Below are 20,650 nucleotides of genomic sequence, written 5' to 3' on the forward strand. Positions count from 1 at the left end.
CCGGCGCGCGCCGCCTCGATGGTGGCGTTCAGCGCCAGCAGGTTGGTCTGGCCCGCGATGCTCGTGATCATCGTCACCACGTCGCCGATGCGGGCCACCGCCGTGTTGAGGGTCTGCACGAAGGTGGCGGTCTGGGCGGCCTCGGCGACGGCGGCCTGCGCCATGGCGGCCGAACTGCCGACCTGGCGGCCGATCTCCTGGACCGACGAGCCGAGTTCCTCGGCCGCCGCCGCCACGGTGTTGACGTTCGAGGCGGCCTCCTCGGCGGCCGCGGCCACGCTGGTGGACTGGTTGGCGGTCTGTGTGGCGGTGCCGGCCATGCTCTGGGCGGTGGCCTGCAACTCGGTGGCCGAACTCGTCACCATGGTGATGATGCCGCCCACCGCGCCCTCGAAGCGGTCGGCCATGGCCCGCATTCCCGCCTGGCGCTGCGCCTCGGCGCCTGCCCGCGCCAGCACCGTCTCCTCTTCGAGGGCTCGCATCCGGATCAGGCCGTCCTTGAACACCTGCACGGCATCCGCGATGGTCCCGATCTCGGTGTGCCCCCCCTGGTGGGGGATGGTCGCGGAGAGGTCGCCGGCCGCCAGCGCCTGCATGGGCCTCACGACGGCGCCGATGCCGCCGGACACGCCGCGGATGATCGACACGGCCGAGAGGATCGAGAGGACGACCGCCAGGCCCATGGCCGCGAGGCCCCAGGTGCGGGTATCCTCGAAGACCGCTTTGCTCTGAGCCTGCGCCTGCGCGGCGCCATCGTTGTTGAGGGCTGAAAGCTTGTCGAGGGCGTTGGAGGCGGCCCGGCGGACCGGGAGGCCCTTGCTCTCGTAGAGTTCGAAGGCCTGGGCCTTCTGGCCGCTGCGCGACAGGTCCATGATGGCCTGGCGCACGGGCAGGAAGGTGGCGGCCTCGCGCAGGTAGGTCTCGTAGAGGGCGCGCTCCTCCGGCGAGGCGATCATCGGCTCGTAGAGTGCCCGGCGCTCGGCCAGCTTCTTGTCGAAGCGCTCGAGATCCGCCTCGATCACGGCCGCGAGCTTCGGATCGGTGGCCTGCGTGTGCCGCAGGACGACGGCGCTGATGCGCGCCGTGAGGGTGTCGATCTCGCCCAGCACCCGGATGCTCGGGAGCCAGTTCGTCTCGATTTCCAGGCTCTGCTCGCGCATGCGCTGCGTGCCGAGGAGCCCGAGGAGACCCAGCCCAACCACGAACAGGGTCATCACCGAGAAGGCCGCGATCAACCGGCCGCGGATGGACAGATCTTGCACCGACACGATGAACCTCACCCGGGAAGCCGCCCGACCAGACCAGCATGCACGGCTGGAAGCGACAAAGCGCAGCGAATGCTTAAGATATCGCCTCCACGAAATAGAACGCCGTCACCGTTGGTTGCAGGATGCAATACCGGGACGGTGTTCGACCCGATATCCGGGCTTTGGGGGTTTCCGGTTGCGGGCGAAGGCCAGACGGTGAAGGAGATCCCGGAGCGTTCGTCGGACTGGCGCCAAGAATCGTGCATGCGAGGCCCCCGCCGCAGCGGATCCGCGCGCTGACCGCTCCGATCGGCCTCGCTCAGGCGTCCTGCCGATCCGGCGCCACGGAGCCCGATGTCCCGAGAAACCGCCGGATCAGCAGGCGCGCGAGGTCGCGCGGGGATTCCGGGGTCAACACCGCGAGTTTGCGCGAGGTCGAGAGCGAGGCGAGCCCGTGCAGGGCGGCCCAGAGGGTCGCCACCGCCTGCCGGCGCTCATCCGCATCGGGGATCATCGGCGCGAGTACCCGGGCGACGAGATCGGTCGTCTGCCCCAAAGCCTCGGCGTACCAGTCCGGGAAAGCACTGTCCGGTGCGATCTGGTGCTCGTAGACGAGGCTCCAGACCTGCGGGTCGGCGGCGACGAAGGCGAGGTAGGCATCGGCGAGCGCCATCGCCTTCTCCGGCGGCGCGGCCTCCGAGGCCACGGCCGCCTCGAGGGTCGCCTGCAGGCGCGCCAGGGTGCGGGCATTCACCCGCATCGTCACCGCGTCGAGGTCGCCGACCGCGTTGTAGATCGAGTTCGGCGCGTAGCCGATGGTGCTTGCGAGCCGGCGCATCCCGAGGCCCCGCAGGCCCTCTCGCCGGACGAGCCCCTCGGCGGCCTTCGTCACCAGCGCCAGAAATTCGTCGCGATTGTGCTCGCCGCGCGGACCCGTACCCCGCTTCTCCGCCCCCGCCATCGCCACTCCCGCTTCGCCGATCCGGCCCTCGATTGCACGGGCGCCGGTGTGGCGCCGCACAGGTCAACGCCTCTGATTGCACGCCGTGCAATCATGCCGTTGAACCCGATCTGCGGCGGCGATATGTTTTGAACATCGTTCAAAGCGAGCAAGGCCCGCCATTTGACGCTACCGCCTCGTGCGGGCAGTCATGCGTCGTCCGAGGAGACTTCCATGTTTCGTACCTTGATGACGACGCGGCGGTTCGCGCCCCTGTTCTGGTGCCAGTTCTTCTCGGCCTTCAACGACAATTTCCTGAAGAACGCCCTCGTGTTCCTCATCCTGTTCAAGGTGGGCGGCGAGGGTGGCGGCTCGCCCATGCTGGTGACCCTGGCGGGGGCGGTCTTCATCGGCCCGTTCTTCATCCTCTCGGGTCTCGGCGGCCAGATGGCCGACCGCTACGACAAGGCGCTCATCGCCAAGCGGCTGAAATTCGCCGAGATCTTCGGCGCGGCCGCCGCGGCGCTCGGCTTCTGGATGCATTCCGTGCCGGTGCTGTTCGTGGCGCTGGGCCTGTTCGGCACGATCGCGGCCCTGTTCGGGCCGATCAAGTACGGCATCCTGCCGGACCACCTGCGCCGGGACGAGCTCACTGCCGGCAACGCACTGGTGGAGGCCGCGACCTTCCTCGCCATCCTGCTGGGCACCATCGTGGCGGGCCTCGCCACCGCGATGGGCGGCGGCGCGCTGGCCTTCAGCTCGATGATCATGGTGTTCGCGGTCCTGTGCTGGCTCTCGGCCCGGGCGATCCCCGCCACGGGCGAGGCCGCCCCGACTCTGCGGGTCGATCCCAACGTCGCCCGCTCCACCGGCGCCCTCCTGCGCGACCTCTGGAGCGACACCCGGCTCTGGCGCGGCTCCCTCATCGTGAGCTGGTTCTGGCTGGTGGGCGCCGTCATCCTGTCGCTGCTGCCCGTCCTCGTGCGCCAGAGTCTCAACGGCTCCGAGACCGTGGTGACGACCCTGCTCGCCGTGTTCTCCATCGGCATCGCGGTGGGCTCGGGTCTCGCCTCCTGGCTCGCCAGCGGCCGCATCGTGCTGCTGCCCACCCCGATCGGGGCCCTGCTCATGGGCGCCTTCGGCCTCGACCTCGCCTGGACAGTGGCGCATCTGCCCCCCGTCTCGGGCGATCCCGCGGGGGCCTGGGACTTCCTCACCACGGGCACGGGCCTGCGCGTCACGATCGACCTGTTCGGCCTCGCGGTCGCGGGCGGGCTCTACATCGTGCCCTCCTTCGCCGCCGTGCAGGCCTGGACCGACAAGGACAAGCGCGCCCGCGTCATCGGCGCCGTCAACGTGCTCACCGCCGCCTTCATGGTGACGGGGGCGCTCGGCCTCGCCGCCCTCCAGGGCGCGGGCTGGTCGATGGCCGCGCTCCTGACCCTGCTGGGGGTCCTCAACCTCGTGGCGGGCGTCGTCATCCTCGCGGTGCTGCCCACGAGTCCGTTCCGCGACTTCCTGTCGATCCTGTTCCGGGCCTTCTATCGCCTGGAGGTGCGCGGCCTGGAGAACGTCGAGAAGGCCGGCCCGAACGCCATCATCGCCCTCAACCACGTCTCCTTCCTCGACGCGCCGCTGGCCCTCTCGCTCCTCGACCAGGAACCCGTCTTCGCCGTGGACCACGGCATCGCGCAGCGCTGGTGGGTGAAGCCCTTCCTGGCGATGACGAAGGCGATGCCGCTGGACCCGACCCGGCCGCTCGCCACCCGCACCCTGATCAACGCGGTCAAGAACGGCGAGACCCTGATCATCTTCCCCGAGGGGCGCCTCACCGTCACCGGGAGCCTGATGAAGGTCTATGACGGGGCGGGCCTCATCGCCGACAAGTCCGGCGCCATGGTGGTGCCGGTGAAGATCGACGGCCTGGAGAAGACGGTCTTCTCGCGTCTCTCGAAGAACCAGGTGAAGCGGCGCTGGTGGCCGAAGGTCACCGTCACGATCCTTTCGCCGGTCGCCCTTACCGTGGACCCGGCCCTCAAGGGCAAGGCCCGCCGGCAGGCGGCGGGCGCCGCGCTCTACGGGATCATGTCCGACCTCGTCTTCCGCACCAGCGACATCGATCGCGGCCTGATGCAGGCCCTCGTCGACGCCGGCGACCGCCACGGCTGGCGCCGCACGGCCGTCGAGGATCCGATGGGCCGCTTGAGCTATTCCCGCTTGGTGATGGGCGCCAACATCCTGGGGCGAAAGCTGCAGAGGCTCGGCGCCCCGGGCAAGCCGCTCGGCGTGATGCTGCCGAACGCCAACGGCGCGGCGGTGACGCTGTTCGCCCTGGCCTCGGCGGGCCGCGTGCCGGCGATGATCAACTTCTCGGCGGGTGCGGCCAACATCCTGTCCGCCTGCAAGACCGCGGAGGTCGACACCGTCCTGACCTCGCGCGCCTTCATCGAGAAGGGCCGCCTCGGCCCGATGGTCGAGGCGCTCGGGAGCGCGGTGTCCCTCGTCTACCTCGAGGATGTCCGCGCCGGCATCACGACGGGCGACAAGCTCCGGGGCTTCCTGGCCAAGCGCGCGCCCCTGGTGGCCAGGCGCGGCGACGACCCGGCCGCGATCCTGTTCACCTCCGGCTCGGAGGGCGCGCCCAAGGGCGTGGTGCTCGCCAACCGCAACATGCTCGCCAACACTGCGCAGGTGGCCGCCCGGATCGATTTCGGGCCGAGCGACAAGGTCTTCAACGTGCTGCCGGTCTTTCACGCCTTCGGCCTGACGGCGGGCCTCGTGCTGCCCCTGGTCTCGGGCGTCCCGGTCTACCTCTATCCCTCGCCGCTGCATTACCGGATCGTGCCGGAACTCATCTACGGTACCAACGCCACGGTCCTGTTCGGCACCGACACCTTCCTCTCCGGCTACGCCAAGACCGCGCATTCCTACGATCTGCGCTCCCTGCGCTACGTCGTGGCCGGGGCCGAGGCGGTGAAGGAATCCACCCGCAAGACCTGGGGCGAGAAGTTCGGCCTGCGCATCCTGGAGGGCTATGGCGTCACCGAGTGCGGCCCGGTGGTCGCCCTCAACACGCCGATGTTCAACCGCTTCGGCACGGTCGGCCGGCTCCTGCCGGGCCAGGACTGGCGCCTCGAACCCGTACCCGGAATCGACGAGGGCGGCCGCCTGTCCTTACGCGGCCCCAACATCATGCTGGGCTACCTGCGGCCCGAGCGCCCCGGCACGATCGAGGCGCCGCCGCAGGGCTGGCACGACACCGGCGACATCGTCGCCATCGACGCCCAGGGCTTCGTCACCATCAAGGGCCGCGCCAAGCGCTTCGCCAAGATCGCCGGCGAGATGGTGTCCCTGGCGAGCGTCGAGGCCATCGCGGCCGAGCTCTGGCCGGATGCGCCGAGCGCGGTGGCCGCCGTGCCGGATGCCCGCAAGGGCGAGCGGCTGGTGCTGTTCACGGAAGCCAAGGACGCGACCCGGGCCGCCTACCAGAGCTTCGCCAAGGGCAAGGGCCTACCGGAGATCGCGATGCCCGCCGAGGTGGTGGTGCTGGAGCGCCTGCCGATGCTCGGGACCGGCAAGGTCGACCAGGTCAGCGTGGTCCAGCTCGCCCGCGAGCGGGCGGCCGGCGAGGCCCCCGCCGCCGCATGAGGCCCCTTGGGGGATCGTCGTTGCCCCCCCCGCGATCCGCTTTTTGGGACGCCGGGACAAGAGATCTGGACCCCGGGACCAGGCCGGGGTCTCAACCGCTGCCTGCATTCGCCTATGATGCGTCCTGAATCCAGGGCCTCCTGATGGCCCGGACCCGGGGGTGGGATCGCTCGTCCGAGACGCGGACGAGGCCGGATTCCGGATAACCAGCGATGCGCATGATGACCGCCAGGATGATCGCTCAGACAGGCCGGGCTCGCTCCGACGAGGTCGGACCGGCCGATACGTCCGACGGCTTCGGCGGGGACGGACGTGAACCGACCGTCCCCGGCGGCCTCGCCCTTCCGTACAACGACAACGCACGCGGGAGCGATGCGGTCGGGGCGTCCCGGACGGATCGGTCCGCGCGGATGCAGGACCGGGACGCCGCCGTCCCTCCGGCTCCTTCGCCCAGTGAAACCTCGCGCCCGCCGTCGCAGAGCCGGCGGCGCGGCCCCCTCGTCACCCGCTGGATCGGCTTCGCGGCCCAGCGTCGGCAGGCCCGGGAGCGGGCGGACCGACTGCGTGATCGGGGAACCAGGGACGGTTCGTCCTCGTCGGACGACTGAGACCGCGACCGCCGCCGCGCCGTCGCGCGGGCGGACCTCGGTGAGTCAGGCTCATCGACGGCGCATGTCAGACGCCACCCATGCCGAGGTCGGTCAGCGCCTCGGCGAGGGCATCCACCTGATCCTGCGTGTGGGCCGCCGAGAACGCCACCCGCAGCCGGGCCGTGCCCGCCGGGACCGTGGGCGGGCGGATCGCCACCACAAGGAAGCCGCGCGCCTCCAGGGCCGCCGAGAGGGCCAGGGCGGCGGCCGCCTCCCCCACCAGGATCGGCACGATCGGGCTCGCCGCCTCGGGCAGGCCGAGGCGCGCGGTGAAGCCGCGGGCCAAGGCGAGGGGCCGGGCCGCGCGTTCGGGCTCCGCCTCGACGATCTCCAGCGCCCTCAGGGCCGCAGCGGCCGAGGCCGGCGGCAGGCCGGTCGTGTAGACGAAGCTGCGGGCCCGGCTCGTCATCAGGTCGATCACCGCCTGCGACGCGCAGAGATAGCCCCCGTAGGACCCCAGCGTCTTCGACAGCGTCCCCATCTCGAGGGGCGCGCGGGCGCCCGCCTCCACCACGCCGAGGCCGTGGGCGTCGTCCACCAGGGTCCAGGCGTCGTGCTCCGCCGCAACGGCCAGGATGTCGTCGAGGGGCGCCCGGTCCCCGTCCATGCTGAAGACCCGCTCGGTGAGGATCAGCGCCCGTTCGTGCCGGCCGCGCCGGGCGCTCAAGATGGCGCGGAGATGCTCGACGTCGTTGTGTCGGAAGCGCAGCATCGTCGCGCCCGAGATCTGCGCCCCCGCGAACAGGCAGGAATGGCCGAGGGCATCGACGAGGACGAGGTCCCGCGATCCGGCCAGCGCCGGCACGATGCCCAGATTGGCCATGTAGCCGCTGCCGAAGACCAGGGCGGCCGCCTTGCCTTTGTGCGCGGCGAGCCGCCCTTCGAGCGCCGCGAGCACGGGGTGGTTGCCGGTGACGAGACGCGAGGCGCCCGCCCCGGCCCCGTAGCGGGCCAGTGCTTCCTGGCCCGCCCCGATCACGCGCGGATCGTCGGAGAGGCCGAGGTAGTCGTTGCAGGAGAACGACACCAAGCTCCGCGCGCCCCGGCGGGCGGCGGTGCCGGGCCCGCGCTCCGTCTCGACGAGGCGCCGGCGCAGGGCGCGGGCCTCCAGATCGGCGAGGGTCCCGCGGGCGAAGGCATCGAGGCTGGCGGACGCCGAGTCGGCGGGCTTGGAGTCGGCGGCCTTGGAGTCGGAACCGGGCGTCGGGGTCTGCATCGACATGCCGTCCGAAGGGACCGACCGGTCCGGACTTGTCAAGGCGGACGGGAGGTCGCGCCGCCGTGGCGGCGAAGGCCCGGGCAGTTAACCGCTTCGCAATGCGATCCGGCGTAGTTTCCCCGTCAAGGGGCGCTCCACGCTTGGCGCACCGGCACATTCCTGGAGAGGCGCGCGCCCGGAGAGCCGCGCGCCTCGCACCGGCCCTTCTGACGGAGCACACCGACCCATGGCCCTCGATCTCGGCATGCCGATCCTCGTCGTCGACGATTATCAGACGATGGTCCGTATCATCCGCAACCTCCTGAAGCAGCTCGGATTCGAGGAGGTCGACGACGCCTCCGACGGCACCGCCGCCCTGGCGCGCCTGAAGAACCGCAAGTACGGCCTCGTGATCTCCGACTGGAACATGGAGCCGATGACGGGCTACGAGCTGCTGCGCCACGTGCGTGCCGACGAGGCCCTGCGCACCACCCCGTTCATCATGGTCACCGCCGAGTCGAAGACCGAGAACGTCATCGCGGCCAAGAAGGCCGGCGTGAACAACTACATCGTCAAGCCCTTCAACGCCGCGACCCTGAAGAGCAAGATCGAGGCGGTCTGCGGCGCCTGATCGCCACGCCCCGAGCAGATCCCGCAACAAGATCGGAGAGCGCAACGCGATGGCTCTTGCCAAGCAGGTGCGGAAGGCCAACCCCACCCCGGAGAAGCCTTCCCTGATCCGCGAACTCGTGGAGATCGCGGACTACATCGCCCACATGCGCCGCGAGATCGCCGCGCTCCGCGCCAACGAACTCACCCGCGACCGCTTGCCGATGGCGCATGAGGAACTCGGCAGCGTGGTGGCCGCCACGGCGGGCGCCACGAACTCCATCATGAACGCGGCCGAGGAGATCCTCGGACTGCCGGACGACGGCAACTACCGCGCCGCCGTCGAGGAGCGGATGAACGACATCTTCGAGGCGTGCACCTTCCAGGACATCACGGGCCAGCGCATCTCCAAGGTCGTCGAGGCCCTGCGCCAGCTCGAAACCCGGCTTTCGCGCTTTGCCAACGCCGTCAAGGCAAAGGACGAGGGCGGCCTCGATCCCGGCGAGGTCGAGCGTCAGGTCCGCAAGGAGCTTCTGATGCTCAACGGTCCCCAGATCAACGGCCCGGCCGTGGCCCAGGACGAGATCGACGCGCTCTTCGCGTGAGCGCGCCGCGGACCTGTCACCAGACCAGGCGCTCGATCACCGCATCCGGCCGCACGGCCTGGGCATCGAGCCAGTGCGCGATGTCGCCGAGGCTCGCCTGTTCTGCCGAGACCCCGAGTTCCTCGGCATGGATGCCGCGCGCCACCAGCAGGTTCGGGATCCCGAAGCCGACGGCGCCGGCGATGTCGGTGCGCAGCGCGTCGCCGACGGCCAGGACCCGGGCCGCGTCCGGTGGCGTGCCTGGATCGAGGGTTCCGGTCATCGCCATGGCCGCCTCGTAGACGGGACGGTGCGGCTTGCCCGCGTAGGCCACCTGTCCTCCCAGCGCCTCGTAGGCCTCCGCGAGGAGCCCGGCGCAGGGAATGAGCTGGCCGCGGCGCTCCACCACCAGATCGGGATTGGCGCAGATCATCGGCACGTCGCGCGCGCACAGCGCCGCCAGGGTCGCGCGGTAATCGTCGGCCGTCTCGCAGGTGTCGTCGAACAGGCCGGTGCAGACGACCCGCTCGGCCTCTGCGGCCGGCACCAGGGTGACGTCGAGGTCTGCGAAGATCGGGGCGTCGCGCTCCGGACCGAGATGGTGGATGCGGGCCCCGGGATGCGCGGCGATCAGGCTGCGGGTGAGGTCGCCCGAGGTCAGGATCGCGTCGTAGGCCGCGCGCGGAATGCCGAACCCGTCGAGGATCTCCCGCACGCCGGGCCAGGGCCGGGGGGCGTTCGAGACCAGGATCACCCGCCGCGGGCGCCCGGCCCCGGGCAGGGCGCGAAAGCGCATCAGGGCGTCGCTGGCGCCCGGATGGGCGTTGGTGCCGTCGTGCAGGACACCCCAGACGTCGCACAGGATGAGATCGACCCCCTCGGCGATGGCCGCGAGACCGCGCAGGGTCGGGACGTGTCCCGGCGTGGGGGAACGGGCGGGCATGTCGGTCATCGGGCGAGCCTGGATCGGGGGGCGGTCATCGGGCAGAGGCCGACCGGTTAGGCGGGACGCCGGGCAAAATCAAACGCCGGCCCCGGGGATTTCAGCCGGCGCGCCGCAGGAAATCGCGGAACGGGCGGCGCTGCGGCGGGGGCTCCGGGTCCTCGTTCGGCGGCGGCGCGGGCTCCGGCGCCTCGGGCGGGGGCGCGTTGAGCACCTCGGCGCGCACGACCCGGGCCGGCGCGAAGACGCTGCCCTGCGCCATCGGCACCTCGAGTTCGATGAGGTCGGGCACGTCCGCCTCGCGCTCCACGCCGTCCGCGACGAGGCGGATGCCGGCCCGCGCGAGGGCCGCGACGAGGTCTTCCAGGGCGATGTCGGGCATGGCCTGGCGCGAGGACGGCCGCAGCAGGAGGTCGGCGGCCACCTTGACCTGGGAGACGCCCCGGTCGGCGAGCGCCAGGGGATCGAGGCGCAGGTCGAGGGGACGGTCGAGGATGAATCCGATCCGGCCGCGCAGGTCCGCCAGGGCCCCGGCCTGCTCGCCGTCGAGGCTGCGCCAGCTCGCCTGCGGCAGGGCCAGCATCACCCGGCCCGACAGGTCCGGCACGCCCTCGACGAGGCGGCCGAGCGAGCGCAGGAAGCCCGGCTCGAACAGCGAGCGCGGCGAGAGCCCGTAGGCCACCGCCGCCTGGCTGCCGCGCCCGGCGAGATGCCGCGCGATGGTGGCGACGCGCTGCAGGGTGCGGCGATCGAGGTCCGTGGTGCGCCCGTGGCGCTCCAGCACGGGCACGAAGGCCTCCGGCGCCAGGGTCTCGCCCGACAGGCGCAGGCGCGCCAGGGCCTCGTAGGACACCACCTTGCGCTGGGGCAGCGACACGATCGGCTGGAGATGGACCTCGAGGCCCGGGCCGTCGAAGGCGGCCAGGATGGCGGCCTCGCGCGCCGGGTCGTGGTCCGGCGGGAGGGACCGGCCGAGGGCGCGGGGCGTCCAGGGTGCCGAGGGCGCCAGCGGCACCGAGGCGGTCTCCGGGCGCTGGGACGACGGGCCCGCGGGCTCGGGCGCCGATGCGCGGGCGGGCGTCTGCGGCGCGGGCCGAACGGTGATCGACGCGGGCGGCGCGGCCTTCAGGCCGGCGATCTCACCGTCCTGCGCGGCCACGACGGCGGCGAGTTCGCGCACGATGCCGCTGAGGAGGCCGATCTCGGCCGTGACCTCCTCGATCCCGGCGCTGAGGTGGTGCGTATCCGGCGCGGGTGTGTCCGGCATGCCGGCTCGACCCGCATCGACGGCGCGCACCTGCTGCTCGGCGATGGCGCGGGCCACGGTCTCGATGCGCATCAGGCGCTGGGACAGCACGTCGACCTCGCTCGACAGCTTGTCGCAGCGGGCGGCGAGCCGACCGGCGCGCAGTTGGGCGACGAGACCGAGCGTCAGGCCGAGGGCGGCGAGCCCGAGGCTCGCGCCGAGGGGCGAGAAGACCGCCAGGGGCCCGAGAAGACAGAGCCCGAGAAGGCTCAGGGCCCAGAGGCTCGTACGCCGGCCGACGATCCGGGCCATCGAAATACGCGATCCTCGAACGCAGGACACACTTCGGTGCGGAAGACACGCCGGTGCAGAAAACACCGCGGTGACGAGACCGGCCGTGCCGGTGCCCCTTTTGTTGCCGAGACGCGCAGCGCCCACAAGTGACGTGCGGACACGGTAAACCGATTTTCGCGACCTGTGTCCTACACTTCGGCGCATTCCCGCGCCGGAGGCGAGCCTTGCATCGGGCGGCGCCGGCGCCAAGATGGAAGGGTCTCGACGAAAGCCCGGAGCGCACCTCATGGACGCGACGCCATTGGACCTCCTGATGCAGGTGGAGGGCATGACCTGCGACGGCTGCGCGGCGGCGGTGCGCCGGGCGATCCAGCGCCTCGACCCGGACGCCCGGGTCACGGTCGACCTCGACCACGGCCGCGTCGCGGTGACGACGACCGCCCAGGCCCTCAGCGTCGCCGAGGCGCTGACCGGGGCCGGGTACACGGCGCGTGCCATGACGGGCTGACACAGGCCTGATCCAAAACAAATTTTTGCCTGCAAATTCAAAATTTCCGACGCGCTTTTGCTTGTCCCATCCCGCAAACTGATGCGATCGATGATGCGTGGCCGCTCGGCCGATCCGCACGGCCCAACGTCGGCGGATCCGGTCCTGGCGGCGCTATGACGAACGCCAGCGGACGGAATCCGGCCTCGCGCCGGCCCGGACGCACAAGAACAATCCGGGAGAAACGCAACAATGCCCTCAGATATCGAGATCGCGCGCGCGGCGACCCTTCAGCCGATCACCGAGGTCGCCGCCAAGATCGGCATCCCGGACGACGCGCTGCACCACTACGGCAAGCATATCGCCAAGATCGACCACGCCTTCATCAAGTCCCTGGAGACCAAGCCGGAGGGCAAGCTCGTCCTCGTGACGGCGATCAGCCCGACCCCGGCGGGTGAAGGCAAGACCACCACCACGGTCGGCCTCGCGGACGCGCTCAACCGCGTCGGCCAGAAGACCGTGGCGTGCCTGCGCGAGCCTTCGCTCGGTCCCTGCTTCGGCATGAAGGGCGGGGCGGCCGGCGGCGGCAAGGCCCAGGTCGTGCCCATGGAGCAGATCAACCTGCACTTCACCGGCGATTTCCACGCCATCACCTCCGCGCACTCGCTCGCGGCCGCGCTGATCGACAACCACGTCTACTGGGCCAACGAGCTCAATATCGACGTGCGCCGCATCCACTGGCGCCGGGTGGTCGACATGAACGATCGGGCCCTGCGGGCCATCACCCAATCGCTGGGCGGCGTCGCCAACGGCTTCCCCCGCGAGGACGGCTTCGACATCACCGTCGCCTCCGAGGTCATGGCGGTGTTCTGCCTCGCGCGCGACCTCGACGACCTGGAAGCCCGCCTCGGCCGCATCGTCATCGCCGAGACCCGCGACCGCAAGCCGGTGACGCTCAAGGACGTCAAGGCCACGGGCGCGATGACCGTGCTCCTCAAGGACGCGCTCCAGCCCAACCTCGTTCAGACGCTCGAGGGCAACCCCGCCCTCATCCACGGCGGCCCCTTCGCCAACATCGCGCATGGCTGCAACTCGGTGATCGCCACCCGCGCGGGCCTCAAGCTCGGCGACTACGTGGTGACGGAAGCCGGCTTCGGCGCCGATCTGGGCGCGGAAAAGTTCATCGACATCAAGTGCCGGCAGGCCGGCCTGAAGCCCTCGGCGGTGGTCATCGTCGCCACCGTGCGCGCCCTCAAGATGCATGGCGGCGTCTCGAAGAAGGAGCTCGGCTCCGAGAACCTCGACGCCCTGGAGAAGGGCTTCGCGAATCTCGCCCGGCACGTGACGAACGTCCGCAGCTTCGGCCTGCCCGTGGTCGTCGGCGTCAACCACTTCTACGCCGACACCGATGCCGAGCACGCCAAGCTGAAGGAGCTCTGCCGCGACAAGCTCCAGGTCGAGGCCATCACCTGCAAGCACTGGGCGGAGGGCGGCGCGGGCGCCGAGGAACTCGCGCACGCCGTGGTCAAGCTGGCCGAGGGCGAGCAGAAGCCCCTGAGTTTCGTCTACGAGACCGAGACCAAGCTCACCGACAAGATCCGCGCCATCGCCACCAAGCTCTACGGAGCCGGCGACATCCAGGTGGAATCGAAGGCCGCCACCAAGCTCGCCCAGTTCGAGAAGGACGGCTACGGCAACCTGCCCGTCTGCATGGCCAAGACCCAGTACTCGTTCTCCACCGACCCGACCCTGATGGGCGCGCCCTCCGGCCACGTCATCGCGGTGCGCGACGTGCGCCTCTCGGCGGGGGCCGGCTTCGTCGTGGTGATCTGCGGTGAGATCATGACCATGCCGGGCCTGCCCAAGGTCCCGGCCTCCGAGGGCATCCACCTCGACGCCAACGGGCAGATCGAGGGACTGTTCTAGCCCGCGTGAACCCTCTCCCGCCCGCGGGAGAGGGCTCCGGCGCGCGCCGCGTGATCCGGCCGCCGGGCCATGCTAGCGGGGATCGCATGATCCCCGACGCCGGCAGGCCCGCATCATGATTCCCTGGGTCGTCCTCGACACCGCCCCCGTTCCCGGCGGGTCCGACCCCTTGCGGCTGTTGCAGCGGGGTACCGAATTCTCGATCCAGCTCGGTCACAACGAGCTGATGAACAGCCGGCTCAGCGGCTCGGAGGAGGCGCTGGCGACCCTGACCGCCGGCCGGCTCGGGAGCCGCCGGAACCCGTGCTGGCTGATCGGCGGCTACGGCATGGGCTTCACCCTGCGGGCCGCCCTCGATGCGCAGCCCGCGGAGGCCCGGATCGTACTGGCCGAACTCGTGCCGGCGGTGCTGGATTGGGGGCGCGGCCCGCTGGCGACGGTATCGGACGCGGCGCTCGCCGATCCCCGCGTCGAGGCGCGCGTGGCCGATGTCGCCGAGGTGATCCGCGCCGGGCGCGGCACCTACGACGCGATCCTGCTCGACGTCGACAACGGCCCCGACGGCCTGACGCGGCGTGCCAACGACCGGCTCTACGATGCCGCCGGCCTCGCCGCCGCGCGGGCGGCCCTGCGTCCCGGAGGCGTGCTGGCGGTGTGGTCGGCCCATCCCGACCCGGCCTTCACCCAGCGGCTGGCACGGAGCGGCTTCCAGGCCGAGGCCGTCGGCGTGCGCGCCGGGCGCTCGCGCGGGGCGCGCCACACCATCTGGCTCGCCGAGCGACCGGCCCGGTGACGGAACCTCAGGCGGAAGCGGACCGGCGCTCGCGCTGCCGGCTGAGGCGGGTCGCGCCGTAGATCTCGGCGAGATGTCGCCGGGCGGCCTTGACCGGCGGCGCATTCCGCTCGTCGCAGGCCGCCGCGATGATGCGCAGGGCATCGGCCACGCAGCGTTCGAGGCGTGCCTCGGCCGGCTGGCTCGACGGACGGGTGGTGTGGGTGATCTCGCTCTGGTCCATATCCTGAGCCCCTCGTCGCCGAGCCCGTCCTCTGGCGGAACGGGTCTCGGCGGCGAGCATCGACAGGCGGCGGGGCGGCAACATGGCAGCTTGGCCGTAAGCCCCCGGGCGGGTCGGCGACGGGCGCGGGAACGCCCCGGGCCTCAATCGCGGCCCTGCCCCTCGTTGAACTTGTCGCGACAGACATAGCCGACGAAACACTTCGGATCGTCCCGGGTGATCTCCCAGGAGGGCTGGGTGGTTTCCGGCAGCGGGCAGAACCCGCCGTCGCGCACGAAGCGCGCGTAGGTCACCGGCCCGGTACTCAGCACGATGGCGCCGGCCCGGGCCACCAGGGCGTTGGCTTCGGCGCAGGTCATCGCCCGGGTGTCGGGGCGCGTCTGGGACTGGGACGCGCCCGGCAGGAGCGCGGCGCAGGCGATAAGGGCGGACAGGCTCCGCCGCGAAACGTCCGTCATGATGCGATCCCCCGGCCAGCCCCGGACGGGAGAACCCCGTCAAGGCGGCACGTTGCGGGTGACGATAGCCCGCGGACCGGACCCGGCAAAGCCGGGACTCACGCCGCCGTGAGGGCGAGGGTGAAATCCACCGCCTCGGTGACGCCCTCCTGCCACAGGGAGGCCGGGGTCGGACGCGCGAGATGGAGGGCGCCGTCCGCCTCGCCGCCGGTGATGCGCAGGCTCGCGCCGACCTTGGAGGCGAGCCCCCGCATCGGCCGGTTCCAGGCAAGGCAGCGCACGTGCAGGTCGCGAACCCCCCGGTTGCGGGCGGCGGCGGCGATCCGCCGGAAGAGCGCTTGGCCGAGGCCGTTGCGGCGAAACGCTTTCTCCACCGCGAAGGCGGCTTCCGCCTCCGTGCCGAGAACGAAGCCGGGCGGCGGCGCGGAGGCGGGACGCAGTTCGCCGAGGCCACGCAGGGTGCCGTCGACGAAGCTGCCGAACATCAGGCCCTCGGCATTGATCGCGTTGCGCGCATAGGTGACGGCGGCCGCGTCGCTCAGGGCGCCCATGAAGCGGTTGGCGCGGGTCTCGGGATCGAGCCGCAGAAAGTAGGATTCCACGGCCGGGCCGTCGTTGGGCCACAGGCGGCGGACGATGGAATGCAGGGTCGGGTGGGTATCGGGCATCGGGTGCCGGTCTCCGGTTTCAGGGCGCGCGGGGCGCGCCGGTTCCGGGCGTAGCCTCCCTCAAGGCATGTCGGATGTGGCATCGCTGCCAACTTTGTGCAATGCAGCAAAATGACCGGGTGCCGTGCGCCCGGCCCCGGAACGGGGTCCGGGGCTTGATCCGGCGGGGTGGCCGCGTCAGACCGGCTTACCCGCCGGCCGCCCGATCCCAGCCCGCCGATTCCTTCGCGAACAGGTCGCCCACACCGTGAACGCCCCCTCCTCCTCGGGCCCCGAGCCGTCGAGCCAGGCCAAGGCCGGGCCCGTGTCCCCGGGCCCGGTCGCCGACCGCTACGAGGCCCTGGTCCGCGCCGCGACCATCGAGCGCGACCCGGCGCAGATCCATCTCGTGCGCGCCCTTGACCGCCTGGTGCAGGAGCTCGGCCGGCGCAAGCGCGCCCGCAAGGGCAGCGCGCTCGGCTGGCTGTTCGGCCGGCGGGACGATGCCGCGACGCCGCCCCAGGGGCTCTACATCTGGGGGTCGGTGGGGCGCGGCAAGACCATGCTGATGGACCTGTTCCACGAGGCCGCCCCCGAGCCGAAGCGCCGGGTGCATTTCCACGGCTTCCTCGCCGACGCCCACGAGCGCATCCACGCCCACCGCCAGGCGCTGAAGGCCGGCACCGCCAAATCCTCCCCTGGCAAGGGCGACGACCCGATTCCGGTGGTGGCCGATGCGCTCGCCGACGAGGCGACGCTGCTCTGCTTCGACGAGTTCACCGTGACCGACATCGCCGACGCGATGATTCTCGGCCGCCTGTTCGGCGCCCTGTTCCGGCGGGGCGTCACCGTGGTGGCGACCTCCAACGTCGAGCCCGAGCGGCTCTACGAAGGCGGCCTGAACCGCGCCCTGTTCCTGCCCTTCATCGCCGAGCTGCAGGAGCGCGTGGAGGTGCTGCGCCTCGATTCGCGCACGGATTTCCGGTTGGAGAAGCTCGGGGGCGCCTCCGTCTACCACGTGCCCGCGGATGCGGCGGCGGCGGCGGCGCTGGCCACCGCCTTCAAGGGTCTGACCGGCAAGGCGAAGGGCCGGCCCGCGACGCTCCGGGTGAAGGGGCACGAGGTCGTCGTGCCCGAGGAGACGGGCGGCGTCGCCCGCTTCGGCTTCGCCGACCTCTGCGCCCAGCCCCTCGGCGCCTCGGACTACATGGCGGTGGCCCGCGCCTTCCACACGGTGATCGTCTCGGACATCCCCGTGATGGGACCGGAGAACCGCAACGAGGCCAAGCGCTTCATCACCCTGGTCGATACCCTCTACGACGCGCACGTGAAGCTCGTCGCCTCGGCCGCGGCCGAGCCGCAGGACCTCTACACCGCCACCGAGGGCCGCGAGGCCTTCGAGTTCGACCGCACGGTCTCGCGGCTGATCGAGATGCGCTCGTCGGAATACCTCGCCCTGCCGCACGGGGCCGGCGATTCCGGGGCGAGCGGCGCTAGCACCGGACTCGTCGAGACCTGAGCCGCCGACGCCGAGCGGATTAATCGCAACTGGGCGAAGACAACGCACGGGGCGGGCGAACGATCACTTCGTTCGCCCGCCCCGTGCGCAACGGCACATGCAGGCCGGATCGTCGAGGCTGCGACGAAGGACGGAGGGGGCCTTCGGTTGCATCGCAGCGGGCCGGACGTTTAACTGTATTCATTCCGAGGTACGGGGCGTGGGGGCTTCGTGCGCTGCGACGGCTCTTTCGAAGAGCCGGATCCGCCGCCGTGTCTCAGGACCCTTCCGGGGGGTGGCTCGATGCCCCCGACGCCCGACATGTGACCCCGACGGCCTCCCGCCGGTTGATGGATTGGCGCGAGCCCGATCCCGACCGGCCCGTGGCCTGATCCATGACAGGATACACCGATGATCAAACTGACCGTGAACGGAGCTGAACGCAGCTTCGACGGCGACCCCGACATGCCGCTGCTGTGGTATCTGCGCGACGAGGTCGGGCTGACCGGAACCAAGTTCGGCTGCGGGCAGGCGCTTTGCGGCGCCTGTACCATTCACGTGGGCGGCACCGCCGTGCGCGGCTGCGTCACCCCCGTCTCGGCCGCCGAGGGGCAGGCCGTCGTCACCATCGAGGGCCTGTCGCCGGACGGCAACCACCCGGTCCAGGTGGCCTGGCGCGATCTCAACGTGGCGCAGTGCGGCTACTGCCAGTGCGGGCAGATGATGCAGGCGGCCTCACTCCTCACCGACACCCCGAAGCCCACCGACGCGCAGATCGACGAGGCGATGAGCGGGAACCTGTGCCGTTGCGGCACCTACCCGCGCATTCGCGCCGCGATCCACCAGGCTGCCGGCAATCCCCCCAAGGGAACCGCGCCCGCCGCGAACAAGGGAGAGCGCCTGTGATCCACGAAGCTCAGACCATGGCGGATCTCGCCAACTCCACCGCCGAGGCCGGCCCGAGCGCGCTCGCCAACGTCAGCCGCCGCGCCATGCTCGGCGGCATGGGCGCCCTCGTGCTGGCCTTGTCCTGGCGGGACCCGGCACGCGCCGACGACAAGAAGGACGAGCCGAAGAAGTACGGGGCCGATGCCATGCCGCATGGCTGGCAGGACGACCCGAAGGTCTTCGTCGCGATTCAGCCCGACGGCACCGTGACGGTGACCTGCCACCGCGCCGAGATGGGCCAGGGTGTGCGCACCTCCATCGCCTTCGTGGTGGCCGACGAACTCGAGGCCGACTGGGCGAAGGTGAAGGTCGCCCAGGCCTGGGGCGACGAGGCCCGTTTCGGCAACCAGGACACCGACGGCTCGCGCAGCTTGCGCCACTTCTTCCCGCACTTGCGCCACGCGGGCGCCGCGGCCCGGGCCATGCTGGTCCAGGCCGCCGCCAAGCAGTGGGGCGTACCGGCGGGTGAGGTGAAGGCCGAGAACTCGGTCCTCACCCACGCCAAGTCGAAGCGCACCCTGGGCTACGGCGAGGTCGCGGCGGCCGCCGCCGAATTGCCGGTGCCGGCCCGCGAGAGCGTCGTGCTCAAGAAGCCGGAGGCCTTCCGCTACATCGGCAAGGGCAAGATCGGCCTCATCGACAACCACGACTTCACCACCGGCCGGGCGATGTACGGCATCGACACCCGCCTCGAGGGGATGCTCTACGCCCTCGTCGCCCGCCCGCCCGTCTTCGGCGGCAAGGTGAAGAGCGTCGACGATTCCGAGGCGAAGAAGGTCGCGGGCGTCGTCAAGATCTTCACCATCGACGCACCCGAGATCCCCTCCGAGTTCCAGCCCATCGGCGGTGTCGCGATCATCGCGAAGAACACCTGGGCGGCGATGAAGGCCCGCGACGCCCTCAAGATCACCTGGGACGACGGTCCGAACGCCGGTTACGACTCCGTCGCCTTCCGGGGCGAACTGGAAAAGGCGGCGCGCGCGCCCGGCAAGGTCGTGCGCGACCAGGGCGATGTGGCCGGCGCCATGGCCAAGGCCAAGACCAAGCTGGAGGCCGAGTACTTCGTGCCCCACCTCGTCCAGGCTCCGATGGAGCCGCCGGCCGCCACCGTGCGGATCAAGGACGGGTTCTGTGAGGTCTGGGCCTGCACCCAGGCCCCCCAGGCGACGCACGATCGGCTGGCCAAGAAGCTGAACCTGCCCGCCGACAAGGTGCGGGTGAACGTGACGCTGCTCGGCGGCGGCTTCGGCCGCAAGTCGAAGCCCGACTACGTGCTGGAGGCAGCCCTCTGCAGCCAGGCCGTGGACGGCGCGCCGGTGAAGCTGATCTGGACCCGCGAGGACGACCTCCACCACGGCTACTACCACACCATCTCGGTGGAGCGCCTGGAGGCCGGACTCGACGACAAGGGCATGCCGGTCGCCTGGCTGCACCGCTCGGCCGCGCCCACCATCGGCTCGATCTTCGCCCCGGACCCGAAGCACGAGCTGCCCTTCGAGCTCGGCATGGGCCTGACCAACACGCCGTTCGCCGTGCCCAACATCCGCCTCGAGAACCCGGCGGCGGACGCCCACGTACGCATCGGCTGGTTCCGTTCGGTCTCGAACATCCCGCACGCCTTCGCGATCCAGTCCTTCGTCGCGGAACTCGCGCACGCGGCGGGACGTGACCCGAAGGAGTACCTGCTGGCGCTGATCGGGCCCGACCGGGTCATCGACCCGACCACCATCGGCGACGTCTGGAACTACGGCGAGGACCCGGCCCGCTACCCGATCGAGACGGCGCGCCTGCGCAAGGTCATCGAGGCGGCGGCCAAGGGCATCGGCTGGGGCCGCAAGATGCCGAAGGGCACCGGCCTCGGCATCGCCGGCCATTACAGCTTCGTCACCCACACGGCGGTGGCGGCGGAGGTGGCGGTCGGCCCCAAGGGCGAGGTGCAGGTCAAGCGCGTCGACATCGCCGTCGATTGCGGGCCGCAGGTCAACCCGGAGCGGATCCGTTCGCAGATGGAGGGCGCGGTCGTCATGGGCATGGGCCTCGCCCTCTCGGCCGAGATCACCTTCAAGGACGGGCGCGCGCAGCAGAACAACTTCGACGGCTACGAGATCACCCGCATCGACGCGGCGCCGAAGGAGATCCACGTCCACCTGCTGCCGAACCCGGACTTCAACGCGCCGCTGGGCGGCGTCGGCGAGCCCGGCGTTCCCCCCGTGGCTCCGGCGATCGCCAACGCGATCTTCGCGGCCACCGGCCGTCGCATCCGGCAATTGCCGATTCGCGACCAGCTGAGCGCCTGAGCGGAGACCCTCGC

Annotated in this window: 17 protein-coding genes; 9 read left to right on the plus strand and 8 right to left on the minus strand. The window is 71.1% G+C overall.

All coding sequences use genetic code 11. The annotated features are described in order from the left end of the window. On the minus strand, positions 1–1,268 hold a 1,268-nt coding region (locus K2X24_RS19475), incomplete at its 3' end, for a methyl-accepting chemotaxis protein (RefSeq protein ID WP_292500179.1). 298 nt (positions 1,269–1,566) lie between these two features. Continuing rightward, positions 1,567–2,208, minus strand: coding sequence for a TetR-like C-terminal domain-containing protein (locus K2X24_RS19480; protein WP_292500182.1), 642 nt, complete (start codon positions 2,206–2,208; stop codon positions 1,567–1,569). Positions 2,209–2,421: 213 nt separating this feature from the next. On the opposite strand from K2X24_RS19480, the gene K2X24_RS19485 reads away from it, so the two are divergent. Beyond that, positions 2,422–5,835, plus strand: coding sequence for an acyl-[ACP]--phospholipid O-acyltransferase (locus tag K2X24_RS19485; protein ID WP_292500185.1), 3,414 nt, complete (start codon positions 2,422–2,424; stop codon positions 5,833–5,835). 675 nt (positions 5,836–6,510) lie between these two features. On the opposite strand, the gene K2X24_RS19490 is transcribed toward K2X24_RS19485, so the two are convergent. Next, positions 6,511–7,701: an 8-amino-7-oxononanoate synthase gene (locus tag K2X24_RS19490; RefSeq protein ID WP_292500187.1), complete on the minus strand. Its 1,191-nt coding sequence runs from the start codon at positions 7,699–7,701 to the stop codon at positions 6,511–6,513. Positions 7,702–7,930: 229 nt separating this feature from the next. Between K2X24_RS19490 and K2X24_RS19495 the strand changes: the two genes are divergently transcribed. Then, positions 7,931–8,314 carry a response regulator gene (locus K2X24_RS19495; protein ID WP_018046001.1) on the plus strand — a complete coding sequence of 128 codons (384 nt, stop codon included), beginning with the start codon at positions 7,931–7,933 and terminating at the stop codon, positions 8,312–8,314. A 49-nt stretch (positions 8,315–8,363) separates the two neighbouring features. Continuing rightward, a complete protein-coding gene (locus K2X24_RS19500; protein WP_292500216.1) occupies positions 8,364–8,897 on the plus strand; it encodes a protein phosphatase CheZ in 534 nt (177 codons plus the stop codon). Between the two features lie 16 nt (positions 8,898–8,913). Here K2X24_RS19500 and K2X24_RS19505 read toward each other — a convergent pair whose 3' ends face one another. Both K2X24_RS19505 and K2X24_RS19510 read right to left on the minus strand, forming a co-directional pair. Beyond that, complete coding sequence (locus tag K2X24_RS19505) at positions 8,914–9,828, minus strand: TIGR01459 family HAD-type hydrolase (RefSeq protein WP_292500218.1); 915 nt, start codon at positions 9,826–9,828, stop codon at positions 8,914–8,916. 91 nt (positions 9,829–9,919) lie between these two features. Next, positions 9,920–11,377, minus strand: coding sequence for an EAL domain-containing protein (locus K2X24_RS19510; protein WP_292500220.1), 1,458 nt, complete (start codon positions 11,375–11,377; stop codon positions 9,920–9,922). 268 nt (positions 11,378–11,645) lie between these two features. Between K2X24_RS19510 and K2X24_RS19515 the strand changes: the two genes are divergently transcribed. The 3 genes from K2X24_RS19515 to K2X24_RS19525 all read left to right on the plus strand — a co-directional run bounded on the left by K2X24_RS19515 (position 11,646) and on the right by K2X24_RS19525 (position 14,565). Next, entirely contained in the window at positions 11,646–11,867 is a 222-nt protein-coding gene (locus K2X24_RS19515) for a heavy-metal-associated domain-containing protein (RefSeq protein WP_292500222.1), read from the plus strand. Positions 11,868–12,098: 231 nt separating this feature from the next. Continuing rightward, positions 12,099–13,772: a formate--tetrahydrofolate ligase gene (locus K2X24_RS19520; RefSeq protein WP_292500223.1), complete on the plus strand. Its 1,674-nt coding sequence runs from the start codon at positions 12,099–12,101 to the stop codon at positions 13,770–13,772. A 115-nt stretch (positions 13,773–13,887) separates the two neighbouring features. Beyond that, on the plus strand, positions 13,888–14,565 hold the full coding sequence (locus tag K2X24_RS19525; RefSeq protein WP_292500225.1) for a spermidine synthase: 678 nt from the start codon (positions 13,888–13,890) through the stop codon (positions 14,563–14,565). Positions 14,566–14,572: 7 nt separating this feature from the next. On the opposite strand, the gene K2X24_RS19530 is transcribed toward K2X24_RS19525, so the two are convergent. The 3 genes from K2X24_RS19530 to K2X24_RS19540 form a co-directional block, all read right to left on the minus strand. Next, the gene (locus tag K2X24_RS19530) at positions 14,573–14,788 is read right to left on the minus strand and encodes a hypothetical protein (RefSeq protein WP_292500228.1); all 216 of its coding nucleotides are present in this window, start codon (positions 14,786–14,788) and stop codon (positions 14,573–14,575) included. Between the two features lie 143 nt (positions 14,789–14,931). Next, positions 14,932–15,246 carry a hypothetical protein gene (locus K2X24_RS19535; RefSeq protein ID WP_292500230.1) on the minus strand — a complete coding sequence of 105 codons (315 nt, stop codon included), beginning with the start codon at positions 15,244–15,246 and terminating at the stop codon, positions 14,932–14,934. Between the two features lie 98 nt (positions 15,247–15,344). Further along, the gene (locus tag K2X24_RS19540; protein ID WP_292500231.1) at positions 15,345–15,914 is read right to left on the minus strand and encodes a GNAT family N-acetyltransferase; all 570 of its coding nucleotides are present in this window, start codon (positions 15,912–15,914) and stop codon (positions 15,345–15,347) included. Between the two features lie 304 nt (positions 15,915–16,218). Here K2X24_RS19540 and zapE point away from each other — a divergent pair, with 304 nt between their 5' ends. The 3 genes from zapE to K2X24_RS19555 all read left to right on the plus strand — a co-directional run bounded on the left by zapE (position 16,219) and on the right by K2X24_RS19555 (position 20,636). Next, complete coding sequence (zapE, locus tag K2X24_RS19545; RefSeq protein WP_292500246.1) at positions 16,219–17,412, plus strand: cell division protein ZapE; 1,194 nt, start codon at positions 16,219–16,221, stop codon at positions 17,410–17,412. Positions 17,413–17,802: 390 nt separating this feature from the next. Next, positions 17,803–18,297: a (2Fe-2S)-binding protein gene (locus K2X24_RS19550; protein ID WP_238276255.1), complete on the plus strand. Its 495-nt coding sequence runs from the start codon at positions 17,803–17,805 to the stop codon at positions 18,295–18,297. Beyond that, positions 18,294–20,636 carry a xanthine dehydrogenase family protein molybdopterin-binding subunit gene (locus K2X24_RS19555; RefSeq protein WP_292500234.1) on the plus strand — a complete coding sequence of 781 codons (2,343 nt, stop codon included), beginning with the start codon at positions 18,294–18,296 and terminating at the stop codon, positions 20,634–20,636. The genes K2X24_RS19550 and K2X24_RS19555 overlap by 4 nt, the downstream gene beginning before the upstream one ends. Positions 20,637–20,650 lie beyond the last annotated feature (14 nt).

This window comes from Methylobacterium sp. (genome assembly GCF_019750675.1).
Classification (GTDB): domain Bacteria; phylum Pseudomonadota; class Alphaproteobacteria; order Rhizobiales; family Beijerinckiaceae; genus Methylobacterium.